At 29.4% G+C, this 17,807-nt stretch carries 8 protein-coding genes and 4 pseudogenes; 11 read left to right on the top strand and 1 reads right to left on the bottom strand.

Annotated features, from left to right (window positions below):
- Window positions 1-21: 21 nt before the first annotated feature.
- From ACWUD1_RS04110 to ACWUD1_RS04120, 3 genes and pseudogenes are all read left to right on the top strand, one after another.
- A pseudogene (locus tag ACWUD1_RS04110) lies at window positions 22-4,416 on the top strand (translocation/assembly module TamB domain-containing protein).
- A gap of 57 nt (window positions 4,417-4,473) precedes the next feature.
- Window positions 4,474-6,903, top strand: a complete 2,430-nt coding sequence (bamA, locus tag ACWUD1_RS04115; protein WP_472756935.1) for an outer membrane protein assembly factor BamA — start codon at window positions 4,474-4,476, stop codon at window positions 6,901-6,903.
- Between the two features lie 34 nt (window positions 6,904-6,937).
- Window positions 6,938-7,456 (top strand): OmpH/Skp family outer membrane protein, encoded by a 519-nt coding sequence (locus ACWUD1_RS04120; RefSeq protein ID WP_472756521.1) that lies wholly within the window; start codon window positions 6,938-6,940, stop codon window positions 7,454-7,456.
- 36 nt (window positions 7,457-7,492) lie between these two features.
- On the opposite strand, the gene ACWUD1_RS04125 is transcribed toward ACWUD1_RS04120, so the two are convergent.
- On the bottom strand, window positions 7,493-8,002 hold the full coding sequence (locus ACWUD1_RS04125; RefSeq protein WP_472756522.1) for an STAS domain-containing protein: 510 nt from the start codon (window positions 8,000-8,002) through the stop codon (window positions 7,493-7,495).
- 97 nt (window positions 8,003-8,099) lie between these two features.
- On the opposite strand from ACWUD1_RS04125, the pseudogene mutS reads away from it, so the two are divergent.
- From mutS to rpsO, 8 genes and pseudogenes are all read left to right on the top strand, one after another.
- Window positions 8,100-10,681: pseudogene (gene mutS / locus ACWUD1_RS04130) on the top strand (DNA mismatch repair protein MutS).
- A gap of 4 nt (window positions 10,682-10,685) precedes the next feature.
- Window positions 10,686-11,291 carry a type I phosphoribosyltransferase gene (locus ACWUD1_RS04135; RefSeq protein WP_472756523.1) on the top strand — a complete coding sequence of 202 codons (606 nt, stop codon included), beginning with the start codon at window positions 10,686-10,688 and terminating at the stop codon, window positions 11,289-11,291.
- 114 nt (window positions 11,292-11,405) lie between these two features.
- The gene (gene rimP / locus ACWUD1_RS04140; protein ID WP_472756524.1) at window positions 11,406-11,837 is read left to right on the top strand and encodes a ribosome maturation factor RimP; all 432 of its coding nucleotides are present in this window, start codon (window positions 11,406-11,408) and stop codon (window positions 11,835-11,837) included.
- Window positions 11,838-11,850: 13 nt separating this feature from the next.
- Window positions 11,851-13,296, top strand: a complete 1,446-nt coding sequence (nusA, locus tag ACWUD1_RS04145) for a transcription termination factor NusA (RefSeq protein WP_472756525.1) — start codon at window positions 11,851-11,853, stop codon at window positions 13,294-13,296.
- Window positions 13,277-15,978, top strand: a pseudogene (gene infB, locus ACWUD1_RS04150) (translation initiation factor IF-2). The gene nusA and the pseudogene infB overlap by 20 nt, the downstream one beginning before the upstream one ends.
- Window positions 15,979-16,002: 24 nt before the next feature.
- Window positions 16,003-16,359 (top strand): 30S ribosome-binding factor RbfA, encoded by a 357-nt coding sequence (rbfA, locus tag ACWUD1_RS04155; protein ID WP_472756526.1) that lies wholly within the window; start codon window positions 16,003-16,005, stop codon window positions 16,357-16,359.
- A 12-nt stretch (window positions 16,360-16,371) separates the two neighbouring features.
- Window positions 16,372-17,216, top strand: a pseudogene (truB, locus tag ACWUD1_RS04160) (tRNA pseudouridine(55) synthase TruB).
- Window positions 17,217-17,535: 319 nt separating this feature from the next.
- Entirely contained in the window at window positions 17,536-17,802 is a 267-nt protein-coding gene (gene rpsO / locus ACWUD1_RS04165; protein WP_472756527.1) for a 30S ribosomal protein S15, read from the top strand.
- Window positions 17,803-17,807 lie beyond the last annotated feature (5 nt).

Consider the following 17,807-nt stretch of genomic DNA (forward strand, 5'->3'; position numbering starts at 1 on the left):
TAATAATATATACATAGATATATGAATTTGTTTTTTATAAAAAATAAGATTGCGCTAGCTTTTGCCTTTTCAGTTTTAGTCTTTATATCAATTCTTATGGCTTTTATTTTATTTGTTCAGGTGCAAGTTTATTCCGCCAGATTATTGATTATGAATTATCTTGAATCAAAATCGGGATTTAAAATCAAATATGATAAAATTTCACCTTATTTTTTATCTTCAATCAAAATAGATAATTTGGAATTGAGCTTGAATGATAAAGATAAAGTATTGATGGGTGTTGTTAAAGTCAATTTGGATTTATTTAGACTACTCTTAGGAGATAAAAACGTTATTTTAGATATTTTTGTTAAGGGTAGTACTTTGAATTTTGATTTAAATGATTTTAAATTTCTTAAATTTAATAGTAATGCAAATTCAATAGATTTGAATTTGAAGAATGATAATACTGTTGGTCATGGGGTAGTTAGCAGATTATTTGATTCCTTTGGTAGCCTGCATGCGTATTTAGAAAATATTAATATAAATCTTAAACTAAATTCCGATAAATTGTTAAAGTTGCAGATTGAGAATTTTGCATTAAAAACAATTGATAATGATTTTTTATTTAGTCTTATTGTTAATTGTAATGTTCTTTCAGCTTTAAATTCCGATGTTAGTCTTAAAAAAATTCTTGATTCAACTTTGTATTTTGAAGGTAAATTTAAAAAAGATTTGAGGGTGGGTATATTAATTTTAGTTTTTCAAAATTACATACAGATTATTTTGTTTTTCTTGAGCAAGGATTTCAAGTAAATTATTCAAAGGGAAATATTGAAGTTTTTAATATTATAAGAGAAAATTTGGATTTTAATTTAAAATATGATTTTAATAAAGATTTTTTAAGATTGGATGCTTTGTTTTTCGATGTAAATCTTTTAAATTGGATAAGTCTTAATAAAAACTTAAATGATTATGAAAATCATCTTGATACAAGTTTAAATGGTCAATTGGCATTTTCTTATGATTTTAAAGATAAAGACTTAAGGTATGCATTTTTGTTAAATTCATCTTTAAAAACTAATATGGGTGACAAAGAGATTCAGGGAGTAAAGGTGCATGTTAAAGGTAATGATGAAATTGCAGATGTGCAAAATGCTTTTGTGAAGCTTAAGAGAGGATTTATTAGTTATAAGGGCTACTATGATTTGAAAAATCTATTGCCTATAGGAAGACTTGATTTTAGTTCTGCAAAAATTTTTAGTTTTAAAGATTTAATGGCTATTTAGATTTTAATAGGGAATCTCAATATTTTTGTGTAAAGTCGAATGATTTTAGAGTCGGTAGGCTTAGAGTTCGAGATTTAAATATGAAAACTAGTTTTGGTGAAAATAATATTGAATTTGATTATTTATTCAATTTTGCTAACAATAATTCTCAAATTTCATTAAGGGGTGATTTTAATAAAAAATATTTTAATCTTAATTTAGGGGTTAAAGAATTTCCTATTCTTTTTTTGAAAGATGTTCTTCCAGAAACTTTGATGGTTAAGATCATTCCTGAACATTTTTTATCGGGCAAATATTTAAATTTGACTTCTGATTTTGTTTTAAACACTGCTGATTATACTAAGAATAAATTAAATAATCTTACTTTTACTTTATTATCAAAAGTAGATGACTTTAATTTGGTATTTGATGCAAGTGGAGAAAATGATACATATAAAGTGCAACGCTTCAATTATAGTAATGGGAATGATAATATAGATTCTAATTGTTTGATACGGTTATTTGAGAATAGTTTAAATATAGATATTGAGTTAAATTATTTAAACACGAGCTATCCTTTTCATTTTATGTTAGATTTCAAAAATAGATATGCTAACTTGCAATTTTCCCCTGCAGTACAAGTTGGTTTAACTTATTCTGATTCATCTATAGTTTATTTTTGTGATATTAATAATTTTCGTTTTTATAATAGAACCTCTGAGATTTTGTTAAATATTCATTCTTCTGGGGATTACCAGAGAATAAATGATGATTTGAATGTTTCAATTACTAAGTTTGGATTAGATAGGATTGCTAATAATCCTGCTTATAATTTTAATTTTAGTTTTGAGGGCTCATATAAGGATAAAAAAGTTAATCTTTTGAATATTAGATTTGTCAATAGGACTTCAAACTTGCAGGGGCAAGGGCATTTTAATTTAGGTGATAAGTTGAATGGTAATTTAAATTTATTTTCAAATATTACCCCAGAGCGTTATTTCTTAGGTGTTGATTCTAATGAAGATGGAAGTTATTTTGTTGGTAGATTCCAGGGATTTGATTTTAGTAATTTAAAATTCTTTCCATTACTAAATGGAAAGATGAATGGTAATTTTATATTGGGTTTTAAAGAGAATAATTTATTTAATTATTCTCTTAGTGCTTATATTGAAACTGATGATCTGTCTTTGATAGGTATTCCTATGTATTGTTCTTTGAATTTAGGCTTGGTTGATAATAATTTTAATATTTATAATATAAAGGTGAATCAGAATGAAATGGAAATTCTAACAGGTAGTTTGAGATATGATATTAAGAATTCTATTGGGATTTCTAGATTGAATATTAATAGTGCGCTTTTTTCTTCCAAAGTAAATGCAAGTTTTCAAAAATTTGAAGATAAAGTTGATGAAAACTTTGGTATTTTAAGGAGGGAAACCGGTGGGGAGATTGCTTTAAGAGATTTAAAATATAGAGACAGGGATTCGCTGATCTTACAATTGAATTTAGAAATAGTTTTAAAAAGTTTATATTGTCATCAGTTGAATATGATCTTGTTAGTTGTTTATATGAGTATGATAGTGGTAGTTTTAATTTTAAACTAAATGACTATTTACCTATCAGTTTTATTGCAGCAGGTAATATTTTCAATAATAAAATTAGTAGTGATATTCAAAATATTAAGTTTAATTCAGATTTGATTACGAAGGATTTATTGAATTCAACGACCTTTTTTAATATTAATAAGCATTTTGTTCTCTATAATTTTGATGTAACTGGTACATTGAATGTTAGTGGTGATTTATATAATCCAAATCTTAATGGAGAGTTTAATATAGTCAATGGGTTGATTAGTACTGAGTATTTAAAATTGTCTAGACAATATGGAAAAAGTAGGACTTTGGAATTAATTGATGTACCCATGATTATTAAAAATAATAGTGTAATTATTGAGAATAAATTTAATTTAGATTATTATTCTGATGTCAGCGTTGCTGCTCTTTTGAACTTAAATTTTTTAAGTGATAGCATTGTTGACTATTATAGGATCAATATTGTTGTTCCTGATAATTCTGGAGTACCTATTCAATTTGATAAAGTGACTGTAAATTTTATTGGACATGCGTCAGGTGATTTTTTTATTGAGGGTAATTCTGAAGAAATTATGTTTAAAGGAGATATCAATGTCTCTAATGCTTGGGTCTATTTGCTTGAGAATTCAGTTTTTGATCTCTTAATAGATCCTTATAAAAGATTAAAAATCGACTTTAAAACATCTAATGCTAGTTCCAGAGGTTTAGATATTATTACAGATTTGACAGTTAATTTTGATAGTAATGTTGCTTTTCATTGGCCAGATAATAAAATTTCTTTTTTGAATGCTACTATTGCAAGGGGTAATAAGCTTGAGGTCAAATCTGACACTAAAACGGATGATTTTATCCTTAAGGGAGATTTAAATATTGCAAATGGTTCTTTCAATTATAGTAATAAAAAATTTGTTTTCAAGACTAATTCGTATATTTCATTTAATGAAAATAGGAATAAATTTGATCCGTGGATAAAAACTGAAGCTACAAGTGTGATTAAAGATGGTGGTGAAGATTTACATGTAACGATGAGGATGGATGGTCCTTTGAGTTTATGGAAACTTAGTTTTTCATCTTATCCTGTACGAACAGAACAAGAGATAAAATATCTTTTGTCAAATGCAATAATCGGTGGTGAGCATGGATTACAGTCAGCAGGTACAAATACGGCTGAAATGGCACTTGGACTAGCTGGTGATATTATAGTTGATCTGATAGTGCAACCTATTGAAGATTATGTACGTTCTGTATTAAAATTAGACCTATTGAGTATAGAAACCGATATATTGAGGAATGCTATAGGTATTTTGGGAAAGTCGCCAACTTTTGCCGGTGTAATTGATAAAACGAATGTTCGAGTGGGTAAATATATCATCGATGGTGTTTTTTTGAAGGGGGGATTTGGATTTATAAAAGAAGATGTGACACCATTTACTCAAAATTTAAATTTTGTTGTTAATTTTGGTCTTGAGCTTGATTCGCCATTTTTCTTTGTTAACTATATTTTTGACTATAATTTTATGAAATATGGTGACAGAGTAGGAAATCAAATATCTGTTTATTGGAAATTTAAATACTAAGATAAATACTAAGTTATATAAGGGGTTTGAGTGCAGTTATTTCGAATCTTTATTTTTATGTGTTTTTTCTTGTTTGTATTTGATTTAGTGTATTCTAGAGAAAGCTATAAGGATAAGATTATAAAAAGTATTGATTTTGATGGGCTTAAAAATATAAGTGAAAATGACTTTGGTTCTATTTTAAATGCTTATTTAGGTCAAGCTTATTCTGATGAACTTTTTGATAGATTGCAGATTGATCTTTATTCTCTTGATTATTTTGAAGGATTTATTCGGCCCGAGTTTAAAATAGAAGATGATAAGCTTATAATTACATTTTTTGTGAAGGAAAAATCTTTAATCAAAAGTGTTACTTTTCTTGATAATAGTGGGATTTTTTGGAATAGTGAGTTGCGTGACAAATCAGATGTTAAGGTAAAAGAGGCTTTAAATATTTCAAGAGTGAAAAAAAGCGTTGTTAAGTTTGAAGAAATGTATAGGGATTCTGGATATCTTGATGTTGCTGTTGAATTTGATATTAAAGAGGAAAATCATTTAGTAGATGTTATATTTAAAATTAATGCTGGTTCTAAGTATGTTGTTAAAGAAGTTTCTTTTGAAGGAAATTTAAATTTTAAGAGTAGTGTTCTTAGAAAATATTTAGCGTCAAAGCCAGTATCTTTATTTTCTGATGGTAAATATTTAAAATCAAATGTTGATAAAGATAAGATGCAAATTGAATCTTATTATAAAAATAATGGATATATTAATGCAAAAGTTGTAAAGAATGTTGTTGATATACGAGTTAGTGATTCTAAAAAACCAGAAAAAGAAGTTTACTTAAAATATTTCATTTCAGAAGGCAATATTTTTAAATTTGGGCAGTTTGAAATTACTGGTAATTTAGTTTTTTCATTAGAAGAATTACAATCTTTTATTACCTTTAAAGAAGGAGATATTTTTGATGATTCATTATTTGAACGTGATTTTGCAAAAATTAGGGAAAAATATTATTCAGATGGTTATATCTTTACAGAAATTGTGCCTTCTAGAGTAATAAGAGGTGAATTTGTAGATCACTTTATTAAAATATTAGAAAAAGAAAAAGCACATATTGAATCCATTACTGTTTCTGGGAATAAGAAAACTGCTTCTCATGTAATACTTAGGGAAATTCCTTTAATGGAAGGTGATGTTTTTAGTTTGGAAAAACTTAGAATGGGAATGTTTAATTTGCAAAGACTTGGTTATTTTGGGAATGTTATACCAGATGTCGTTCCAAGTAATATTGAAGGTTTAATGAAAATAAATTTTGCTGTTGAAGAGCGAGAGACTGCAAGTTTTAGGTTTGGTATGAATTTTGGTGGGTCTACTAATTCGTGGCTTCCATTTTCACTTTTTGGACAGTGGGAGCAGTCTAATTTTTTAGGTGAAGGATATTCTTTATCTGCAAAACTTAATCTTGCTTTTTTAGAGCAAAGTTTTAATTTAATGTTTGAAAATAATTGGTTTATGCAGACTAGATGGACTATTGGTGGATATTTTGATTTGTCCCATTCTATAAATACAGCTTATCAGGATATTAATGGTCCTATTTTTACAAGCAAAAAGGAAGTACCAGATCCTTTTGTAAGTTGGGAATCATATAATAATGCTAAAAACTTTTCAAATTTTAATATTATGAATTATTCTTTAGCTAAATTTAGTATTAGTGGGTTTACTGGATATACTTTTTCTAATTACCTCGGCAAGCAATCATTTTTTGGTAATATTCAAACAGCTTTAAAATATGTTTATTATGATGATAATGTCAATAGACCCTCAAATTATTATTTAAGAGATAATCATAACACTGTTAGATTTGAAAATTCTATTGGTTTCAGTGCTTCATGGGATACAAGGAACTCTCAGTCTTTACCTAATAATGGGTTTTTATTTAAGCAGCAGTTTGAGCTTTTTGGTGGTTTTTTATTTGGACAGAGCCATTTTGCGAAATCTACAACGACTTTTGAAAGGTATTTTTCTCTTTTAGGTTATCAAGATGTTTTTACGCCATATTTTGATCTAATCTTAACTTTGCGAAGTGTTTATTCAAATATTTTGCCACCTCTTGGAAATGGTTTTGAAATTGAAGTACAACCACATCATCTTATAGTTATTAGTGAAAATTTTATGATTGCAAGGGGATGGGGGACTTTAAGTAATATTTATAGCTCATTTGTAAATACTATTCAGTTATCAATGCCTGTAATTAAGAATATTTTAGTTTGGGATATTTTGTTCTTAGATATGGCATCATATTCTCTTGAAGGGCAGGAAAATGCTTTATTTGTTCCTTTTAGTAATTTTATTTTTAGTTGGGGATGTGGAGTTAGAAGTATACTGCCCCAAATGCCTTTGTCTTTTGTAATAGCTTATCCATTTTATTTTAATAATGAAGGTGTTAATAGGCATTCTAATCATTACGGCGGATTTAGATTTTTCTTAGCTATTGATATGAGATACTGATATAATTTAGTTAGGTTTGTATGAGGAGGATTGTATGGCTTGCATGTTGCTTTTGATTATGTATCTCTTTCCCTTAAATCTTTTTTCAGTTAATGTTACAAAGGTAGGCATTGTTGATTTTGAAAAAGTTGTAATGAGTTTTTTAAATCCACAGTTAAAATCTAATCTTGAAAAGTTAAAAAATCATTATCAAGAAAAAATAGATATATTGAATTCTGAGATTAAGGATTTGAGGAAAATGTATGATGAATCTGTTAGTGCTCATGACTTAGAAAATGCGAAATTTTATGGCAATCAGTATAATTCAAAGATAGATGAGCTTAAAAAGCTTAAAAGCTTGGCTAAAAGCAATCTTGAGCAGCAGAAACAGGTTAATATAAATAGTCTAAATAATGATGGATTGCTTTGGAGTAAGATACTTAATGGAATTCAATATATTGCAGAGACTAATGGTATTTCTTTGGTTATGAAAAAGGATAATCCTTATATTCTTTATTATAATAGCACAGTTGATATAACGGATGATGTTGTTAAATATTTAAATGCACAATAACATATTTGTGCTGAGATGATTCTTTGGAATTATTTTTTAGTTATTATTTTCTTGCTTAAGTCTTCTGATTAAAGTACAAAATTCTTTTTTGTTATTGTTATTAAGGCTTGATAGCAAAATATGTGATTTTAGCATTGATTTAAATAGTGTGTTTTTATATGAATTGAAGCAACAATGTTCTTTCATATCATTTTTTTGTAGCTTTTCTTTTCTATTTTCTATTGTTAATATCTTCTCAAGCCCAAGAGATTTTAAGTTTTCCAGTGCTTCTTTGCTGGAATTTATTATTTTAAAGGTTTTTTTGTGTTCATTACTCTTGTGATCGATATATAATAATACTCCCATGAAAGTTGAGTCTAGATATTTGGTTTCTGATAAATCTATATATAGCTTATTGATTTTATCATTGTTATTTATGAATATATTTTTAATGAATATCTTAAAATTTACAGAATATAATGCAGTCAGTCTGTTAATTAGTTTTATGAAAATAGAATCGCCTTTACATACATAAAAAATATTGTTTTGAAAACTGTCTTTTTCCATTTTGTATTCTTTTGATAATTTTAAGTATATTGTAAAGTTTTGATAATATCAATTATAATTTTAATGTTATGTACTGTATAGAGAAATTGTTTGTGATATGAATAGAAATCTTACACCGATGATGAGGCAATATTGGAATATTAAGAATCAACACAAAGATGCTATTCTATTTTTTAGAGTAGGTAGCTTTTATGAGATGTTTTTTGATGACGCTCTTGAGGGAAGTAAGCTTTTAGGATTAGTTTTAACTAAAAGAGAAAATGTTCCTATGTGTGGAGTGCCTTGCCATACAAGTAGGGAATATATAAAAAAGTTAATTCTGCTTGATAAAAAGGTAGCAATTTGTGAACAAGGGTTACAGACTGAATCTAAAGGACCTTTGAAAAGAGAAGTTGTTGAAGTCATAAGTCCTGGAGTTGTAATTGACGAAGATTTTTTGCAAGAAGATGTTAATAATTACTTAATAGCTATTAGTGATTATAAGGATTATTATTCATTTTCTTATATTGACTTATCAACTTCTAAGCTTGGGATAATTTTTTATGAGGGGAGTTTTCTAGAAAAGTTAAAACGGGATATTGAGAAGTATTCTCCAAAAGAAATCATAGTTTCAGAAGATTTTTATTATGAGTATTTGGAAAAACTTACTCTTGATAGATTTTTAGTCAATAAGGTTCCTCATTGGAATCTGGATAAGGAGATTGCTAAGAAAACATTAAAGGAACATTTTAATGTTTTGAGTTTAAGTTCTCTTGGATTTAAAGAGGACGAGCCTTATTATATTTCATCTTTTTTGATAATAGATTATATAAAGAATAACTTAAAGAATTTATTGAGCAATATTGATACTATTCATATTAACAATGATTCTGAATATATGTTTCTTGATGATGTTACTCAAATCAATCTTGAACTTGTAAAAAATAATAATGATCTGACAGCTTCTTATTCTCTTTACTCAGTATTAAATGATTGTAGGACTTCAATGGGTAAGAGACTTTTGAGAGAATACGTTTTAAATCCGCTTTTAAATATTGATGCAATTAATAATAGATTAGATCATGTGGAATTTTTATATGATAATGTTAACTTAAATATGAAGTTAAGAGAAATTCTTGGCAATGTTTGGGATATTGAAAGAATAATCTCAAGATTTCAAATGAGAAAGTATGCCAAGAAAGATCTGTTATTTTTGAGAGGGACTTTAATATCATTTTTTTTAGTAAAAAAATTATTTAATGAACATGCCTTTAGTTATTGGATATTCAATTTTGATGATGAAGATAGTATAAGAGAAATATACTCTTTAATTGATAATGCAATTTCAAAGGAAAACGATGAGCTTATTAAACATGGGTATAGTTCTAAAATTAATAATTTAAGAGAGATTAAAAATAATGCCAGCAAATATGTTGATAATTATCTTAATTTTGAGAAAAATTTTAGCAAAATTAATAGTCTTAAAATTAGGAGGACTAATGTTCGAGGGTTATTTTTTGAGGTTACGAAGAGTTATTATGGACAAGTTCCTGCACATTTTATAGAAAGCCAGGCTTTAAATTCTGTTAAAAGATATAAGACTAGTAAACTTATTGAACTTGAAAGGGATATTAATGATGCTGAGGATAATTTATTGGCCCTTGAGCAAGAAATATTTGACGAAGTGGCTTTAAAGATTGTTGAGCATAGTGCAGTTATTAAGAAGATAGGTGAATTTTGTGCATATATTGATGTAATTTCTAATTTTGCATATTTAGCTAAAAAAAATGAATATATAAGACCCATTTTAACTAATAATAAAGAAGTTATTCTTGAATATGCTAGACACCCTGTTGTTGAGCATTATATGAAAGGTGTGGAAGTTTTTACTAAAAATTCCATCAATATTGATGCCGAGAAGCATTTTTGTCTAATCACTGGACCTAATATGGCAGGTAAATCAACCTATTTACGGCAGACCGCTTTAGTTGTCCTAATGGGACATATTGGTTCTTTTGTTCCTGCCGATAAAGCTATAATAGGAATTACAGATAAGATTTTTTGTAGAATCGGGGCAAGTGATAATATTGCAAAAGGCCAATCTACATTTTTAGTAGAGATGAATGAAACGGCTAATATTTTAAGAAATGCAACTTCAGACAGTTTGATCATTATGGATGAGGTTGGAAGGGGTACTAGTACTAATGATGGGCTTGCTATTGCATTTGCAATTGTTGAATACATTTTAGAACATATTAAGGCTAGAAGTTTATTTGCAACGCATTTTCATGAGCTTTCAGCTATTAATTATAAATCTTTTTTTAATCTTTCAATGAAAATTGAAAGGCAAGGAAATGAACTTATCTTTTAAGAGAGGTTGAAGGAAAGCCTTCTCTTAATTCTTATGGAATTTATGTTGCTCGTTTGGCTGGGATACCTTTAAAAATTATTCGAAGGGCCAATGTTATTCTTAAAAATTTGGCTAGTAGGGAACGCTTATGTGCGCAGGAATTTTTTACGTCAGATATTTTGGCTATTGATGATAGAAGTGAAGACGGTAAAGAAAACTTAAGTTACCAGTCCGATTTAGCTGCTTATCTGGAACTTAAGAAGTTTATTTCTAAAATAGATATAAATAATATTACCCCTTTTGAGGCGATGAATTTATTAAGTGAGATAATTTTAAAAGCTAAAGAATAGTATAGTGTGGAATTGGACAGTTTTAAAAAGTGTATTTTTTCCTTTTTGTTCTTATTGTCATAATGATTATGTTTATTTGCATGCTCTTTGTAAGAATTGTATTAAACTTTTTCATTTTGATATTAGTTTAAGGGATGATGTTTGGTATTTTTTTGAGTATGAAAATGAGTATAAAGAATTGATTCTTGCTTATAAAAGAGATAACCAGAGGTTGCTTGGACATTTATTTGCAAATGCAATCTTACAATTTTTGATGGATATTGATTTTGATTTGGTGGTTAGTGTTCCTTGTAGTTTTAAAAGAAAGTTTATTTATGGTTTTGATCATATGGAATACATTGGGAATTTATTAGGCAGTCATGGAATAAATTATATCAGTATTTTTAGACGAGGATTAGGTAAGAGTCAAAAATTATTGCGTGGAGACTTGAGACATAGCAATTTAAAGAATAAAGTTAAACTAAAATCAAAGTATGGAAATATTGAGTTTAAGAGAGTTGTGCTTATTGATGATATCGTAACGACGGGAGCATCTATGGAGTTTTGCAAAGATGTTCTTGTGAAACAAAGAGTTTGCAGTGTAATCAAGCTTGCAATTGCTCGGGTCTAGCTTTGAGTGTTGATATCTTGACATTTATTATTTTTGATGTTATCTTTACTTAGATTGATTATTTGATTTAATAAGGTTCTTTTCAAAAGAGCCTTATTCTTTTTAGGGATATGATTGGTTAAGATTATTAATAATAGTGAAGTTTATAATTTAATAAAGAATGTAACAAATCAATTGGGAATTGAAATTGTAGAAATTAACGCTTTTAGGAAAAGAGATGAGGGTAGAATTCAAATAATTCTTTATAGAAGTAATAATTTTGGAGTTGATGCTCTTTGTGATTTACATAAAATGATTTTATTGAGTTTGGAGTCGGTTCTTAAATATAATTTTAGTTTGGAAATTTCTACTCCAGGAATCAATAGGAAAATTAAGAGTGATAGAGAGTTTAAAATTTTTGAGGGTAGAAAAATTAAGTTGATGCTAGGTAATGATTTTGAAGAAGGGCTTATTTTAAAAGCAGAGGATGATAGTTTTATTTTTAAGACAGATAATAAAGAGGTGCAAATTCTTTATAGCGATGTCAAGAAGGCTAAGCTATCGTAAAGGAGAGTTGGATATGATAAAGGGTACTGGTCAAATGATTTCCAATATTGCTAGTGATCGGGGAATGGGTGTAGATGCTATTCGAAAAACAGTTAAAGAGTCTATAATAATAGCTTATAAAAAGTATTTTGGGACGAGTGAGAATGCTTTGATTAAGTTTGATGATAATACGGGAGATTTAATAGTTTATGCTAAAAAAAAGCTTGTGGAGAAAGTTCAAGACGATATACTTGAAATAGCGAAAGATGATGCTCAAGAATTTGAAATCATTGAAGATGGGTATGTTTATGTTGAGATTGATCCTAAGATTTTTGATAGACTTTCAATTCAAGTTGCCAAACAGAGGACTAAGAACGATTTACAGGGCATTGAAGATAATGAGCTTTATTTAGAATTTAAACATAAATTGCATAAGATTATTATAGGCTATGTTCAGCAAAATAGGAATGGAGACCTTTATGTTAATCTTGGTAGTACAGATGGCGTTATTCCTAAGAAATATCAATCCCCAAGGGAAGTCTATGGGCTTAATGATAAAGTACGGGTTCTTGTCTACAGTGTAAAGAAGGGAAAAAATGGAATAGAGGTTGTCTTGTCAAGAACCCATCCTAAATTCATTGAAGAGCTTCTTACTCTTGAGATTCCTGAAATAGAAGAGGGTATTATTAAAATTCATAAGATAGTAAGAGATCCGGGTTATAGAACTAAGGTTGCTGTTTATTCTGAAAAGGAAGAAATTGATCCTGTAGGCCCTTGTATTGGGCAAAAAGGAGTTAGAATCCAATCAATAATTAAGGAACTTGAAGGGGAGAAAATAGATATTATTCCTTATTCTAAAGATATTAAGGAATTTATTAAAGATGCCTTGACTCCTGCAAAGATAGATAATGTATATATTATTGATGAAGATTTGCATAAAGCTTTAGTAGTTGTGAATGATGAACAATTATCACTTGCAATAGGCAAAATGGGACAGAATGTTAGACTTGCTAATAGGCTTCTTGATTGGTCAATTGATGTTAAGACTAATAGTCAGTTTTCAGAAATGAAAGCAAGTGGGGAGTTTAAACAAGAGACTCTTGAAATGTTTGATAAGATTATTCAAGACAATGTTCAGGAAGACGAATTTGAGGAAATAAATAGGATTAGTGAACTTAAGATTCTTAATGATGATATTGTTGCCAAGTTGATTGGGGCAGGTCTTGATGATATTGATAATTTTTTAGATTCTAGTGAAGAAAAACTTTTTGAATTGGGAATTAGTTATGAAAAGCAAGAAGAAATAAATAAGATATTAAAAGAAGGGATGGTAATCATTTCTAATGATGATGATTCTATTGAAGGTATGAAAGATGAAGAGGAGTTGCTTTGTCCTGAGTGTGGGGCTGTTATTAATGAAAACATGACTTTTTGTCCTGGCTGTAACATAGGGCTTAGCTTTGAATTTGAAGAGGAGTAATAGTTTGTCAGAAAATATTGATGATGATCGCAGTGAAGATGAGAAAAAGGTTAAAGTTGTTAAATTGCGCAAAAAAGTAGTAAAGGTTGTAGCGCATACTGATAGAAATTTAAATAAACCCAAGGATGATGTTGTTGAACTTCCAAAGTTGTCTGACAATCAGGAGCCTCATAGAGGATATTCTCATAGTAGTTTCCACAATAGTTCTCATGGCGGTTCTCATAGCAGTCGAGATAGGGGTGGCATGAGAATCTTCTGCACATGGAGATAAGGGGCACACTGGAGGCCAGCAAGGCAACAGGGGATATCCTACTAGGAATTATACTAATAATAGAGAGAATAGAGGGTATTCTCATAGTAGTTTCCACAATAGTCCTCATGGTGGTTCTCATAGCAGTCGAGATAGGGGTGGCATGAGATCTTCTGCACATGGAGATAAGGGGCACACTGGAGGCCAGCAAGGCAACAGGGGATATCCTACTAGGAATTATACTAATAATAGAGAGAATAGAGGATATTCTCATAGTAGTTTCCATAGTAGTCCTCATGGTGGTTCTCATAGCAGTCGAGATAGGGGTGGCATGAATCTTCTGTACATGGAGATAAGGGGCACACTGGAGGCCCGCAAGGCAACAGGGGATATCCTACTAGGAATTATACTAATAATAGAGAGAATAGTAGTAGTAGTTCTCGTCAAACGATGTTTAGACGAGTAGTAAGAGCTAAGGTTGTTTCTAATGTTGTGCTGTCTCCATCTGATTCTGATAATAAAGGTCTTAATAGGAAGCTTGGTGAGAAGAAGAAACAACAACAAGAAAGTCAGAAAGGTTATAAGAGAAAAAAAGAAGAAATCGAGAGTCAAACAATAGAACAAAAAGTTTTTGAGCAGCTTCAAAAAAAGAAGAAAGAAAATTTAGCAAATCCGATTCCTAAATCGGTTGATATTATGGGGACTATTACTGTTGCCGAGCTTGCAAGAAAAATGAATTTGAAATCTTCGGATTTAATTGCTAAATTAATGACTTTGGGTGTAATGGCAACTATCAATGAGAAGATTGATTCTGATACCGCTACTATTTTGGTTGAAGAATATGGCTCTAAAGTCAATGTTGTGTCAATTTATGATGAAACGGTCATAGAAGCAGAAGAAGATGATGAGAGCCAGAGGGTTGCAAAGCCCCCTATTATTACAATAATGGGGCATGTTGATCATGGGAAAACTAAACTTTTGTCAATGTTACGCAATATTGATATAAATAAGACTGAATTTGGAGGGATTACGCAACATATTGGTGCTTATACTATTCATTATAATGAGCATGAAATAACATTTTTAGATACTCCAGGGCATGAGGCTTTTACTATGATGAGAAGTCGGGGAGCTCAGGTTACAGATATTGTTGTACTTGTCGTTTCTGCTGTAGATGGAGTAATGCCACAGACTGTTGAGGCTATTAATCATGCAAGGGATGCAAATGTGCCAATTATCGTTGCAATCAATAAAATTGATTTGCCAGATTCGAATTTAGATAGGGTTAAACATCAGCTTTCAGAGTATGATTTGGTTCCTGAAGATTGGGGTGGCAATACGATTTTTGTTGCAATCTCAGCTCTTAAGAATATTGGCATTACAGAACTGCTTGATATGATTGTTTTGCAATCTGAAATAATGTCATTAAAGGCCAATCCGACTAAAAGAGCTACTGGTAGGGTTCTTGATGCTAAAATTGACATGGGTAGAGGAGTTGTTTGTTCTGTTATAATTGAGGATGGAACTCTTTCCATAGGCGATTCTTTTGTTGGAGGCATTTATTATGGCAAAGTAAGGGCATTAATTAATGAGAGAGGAGTATCTGTTAAGAGTATTGGTCCTGCAAAGGCTATTAGTGTTTTAGGTTTTTCATCAGTCCCTCAAGCTGGTGATCCATTTCAGGTTACAAAACAGAAAGAGAGGCTAAGCTAATTAGTTCTAAAAGGCAAGATCTTAAGAAATATGAAGATGCTAAGAATGTCAAAAAAGTTACTATGTCAAATCTTTATGATTCAATTAAAGATGGTGAACTTAAAGAGCTTAAGATAATTTTAAAAGCGGATGTACAGGGTTCTGTTGAGGCTTTAAAGCATTCTCTTGAAAAATTAACTAATAATGAGATTAAAGTTAAAGTTATTCATTCATCAGTAGGAGCAATAACAGAGACTGATATTAATTTTGCAGCAGCAAGTGAGGCAATTATTATTGGTTTTCACGTAAGGCCTACAGTCAAAGCACAATTGTTAGCTAATCAGGAGAAAGTTGAGATTAAAAAATATAATATAATTTATGATGCAATTAATGATGTTAAGGCGGTTCTTGAAGGAATGTTAGAACCAGATATTGAACAGCAGTTTATTGGATTTGCTGAAGTTCGTGCCGTTATCAATATTCCTAAGGTTGGAGTAGTGGCTGGGTGTTATGTTTCACAAGGATGCATAAAACGGGATGCTATAACCAATGTTATGCGAGAAGGATTTCAGGTGCATTCTGGTAAGATTTCTTCATTAAAGAGATTTAAGGAAGATGTTAAGGAAGTTAATGCGCAATATGAGTGTGGAATTATGATTGATAATTATTTTGATATTAAAGAAGGGGATGTCATTGAGGCATTTGAGATTAAGAAAGTGAAAAGGCGTTTTGGAGTTTAATAACTATTTACATTGTTGTGATTTATGGAAAAAGAGATAAGAAAATCAAAACTTAAGAGTTTGTTAATTCAAGAAATTAGTAATTTGATAGTAACAAAGGCTATTAAAGATCCTAGAGTTCATGAGTTCTTAACCGTTGTAAGGGTTGAGATTTCAAATGATTTAATAAATGCCAAAGTGTTTATTGGTTCTATTAAAGAAGGTGCATCTCTTGATAATGCTGTTAAGGCATTAAATAATGCTAAGGGGTTCATTCAAAGAGAGCTTGTTAAACATATTAGGCTTAGAAATACTCCTAAATTAAGTTTTTTAAGAGATGACACTATTTCTAAAGCTTTTTATGTTAATAAAATAATTGAAAATTTAGGCTTTAGTGAATAGCAACATAATTTAATGAATGGGATTATTTTATTAAATAAGAAATCTGGAATCACTTCTTGTGATTCTCTTTTGGCATTGAAAAAATATTTTTCTACGAGACGGATTGGGCATGCTGGTACTCTTGATAAATTTGCAAGCGGTCTTTTAGTTGTATTGGTTGGTAAATATACTAAACTTTCAAATTATATTATGTCTTTAGATAAAGAATATATATCAGAGTTCGAGTTTGGAATTGAAACTGATACTCTTGATCCTAATGGAAGAATAGTAAATACAACAGATTATGTTCCCAGCTTAGAAAAATTGAGTTTTGGTATTAGATCTTTTATAGGTGAGATTGAGCAGGTTCCACCTAAGTTTTCTTCAGTGCATGTTAAAGGGACAAGGGCTTATAAGTTAGCGATTAGTGGGGAATCTTTTAATCTTCAGTCTAGAAGGGTTAATATATATGATATTCAGATTTTAGATTATAGTGTTGATTCTCGTATTTTGAGGTTAAAAATAAGATGTTCTAAGGGGACCTATGTTAGAAGTATAGCAAGAGATTTATCATTGTCTTTAGGATCATTTGCTTATGTTAAGAGTCTTGAGCGAATTAAAATTGGCAACTTTGCATTAGATAGTGCTTGTTTTTGTGAAATCTGAATAGTCATTCTTTAATGAGCCTAGAATCTTTAGGGCATTTTAACGAAGTCTATGTTGATAATAATATGATAAAATTTGTTCAAAATGGTGCTTATATTAATGTTGAAATTGATTTTGGTGAGTTTAAGATTGTGAAATCTAAAGACGAAGAAATACTAGCTTTAGTTTATGGTATTGGGTTAAATAGGTATAAGTATATTATTATTTTTTGATAATTGGTTTTTAAGGAATAATTAGTAGTATGCATGTTCAAATAGGTAAAATTATTGGTTTTTATTGTATTGCTTTTGATAAGTAATTTTCTAATATAAAATTTTTTTAGAATCGAGGGTTAAATATACTAAGATTATAATGACTATAACTAATAATTAGTTTAGTTGATCTGGTTGTTAATTTTGTGTAAATTAGATTAAATGTCTTTGATTCGTTTTTGTTATTTTAATAAAAAAATATTATAATTTACTGTAAAGATTTAATTATAGCAATAAGGTCTAGTTTAGGCTTTGCTATGATGGTATAGGAGTCATTTAAATGATTAGTAAAGAACAAAAACAAAAAATAATTATAGAGTTTGGGAAGAATCCAAATGATACAGGTTCAGTTGAAGTGCAAATAGCATTAATTACAGATAGAATAAAGTATTTAACAGAGCATTTAAAGATCAATAAGAAGAATCATAGTTCTAAAAGAGGTTTATTAAAGTTAGTTGGTAAGAGAAGAAGTTTGTTAAGGTATTATCAAAAGAGAGATTTGGGAGCTTATAGAGCCTTGATATCTAAACTTGGACTTAGAAAGTAATAAGG

Source organism: Borrelia tillae (genome assembly GCF_055693965.1).

Excerpts from the sequence above, each read along its gene's own strand:
- ACWUD1_RS04120 (WP_472756521.1), top strand. The coding sequence starts at position 6,938 with ATGGCTTGCATGTTGCTTTTGATTATGTATCTCTTTCCCTTAAATCTT.
- ACWUD1_RS04125 (WP_472756522.1), bottom strand. The coding sequence starts at position 8,002 with ATGGAAAAAGACAGTTTTCAAAACAATATTTTTTATGTATGTAAAGGC.
- nusA (WP_472756525.1), top strand. The coding sequence starts at position 11,851 with ATGATAAAGGGTACTGGTCAAATGATTTCCAATATTGCTAGTGATCGG.
- rpsO (WP_472756527.1), top strand. The coding sequence starts at position 17,536 with ATGATTAGTAAAGAACAAAAACAAAAAATAATTATAGAGTTTGGGAAG.
- rbfA (WP_472756526.1), top strand. The coding sequence starts at position 16,003 with ATGGAAAAAGAGATAAGAAAATCAAAACTTAAGAGTTTGTTAATTCAA.
- bamA (WP_472756935.1), top strand. The coding sequence starts at position 4,474 with ATGTGTTTTTTCTTGTTTGTATTTGATTTAGTGTATTCTAGAGAAAGC.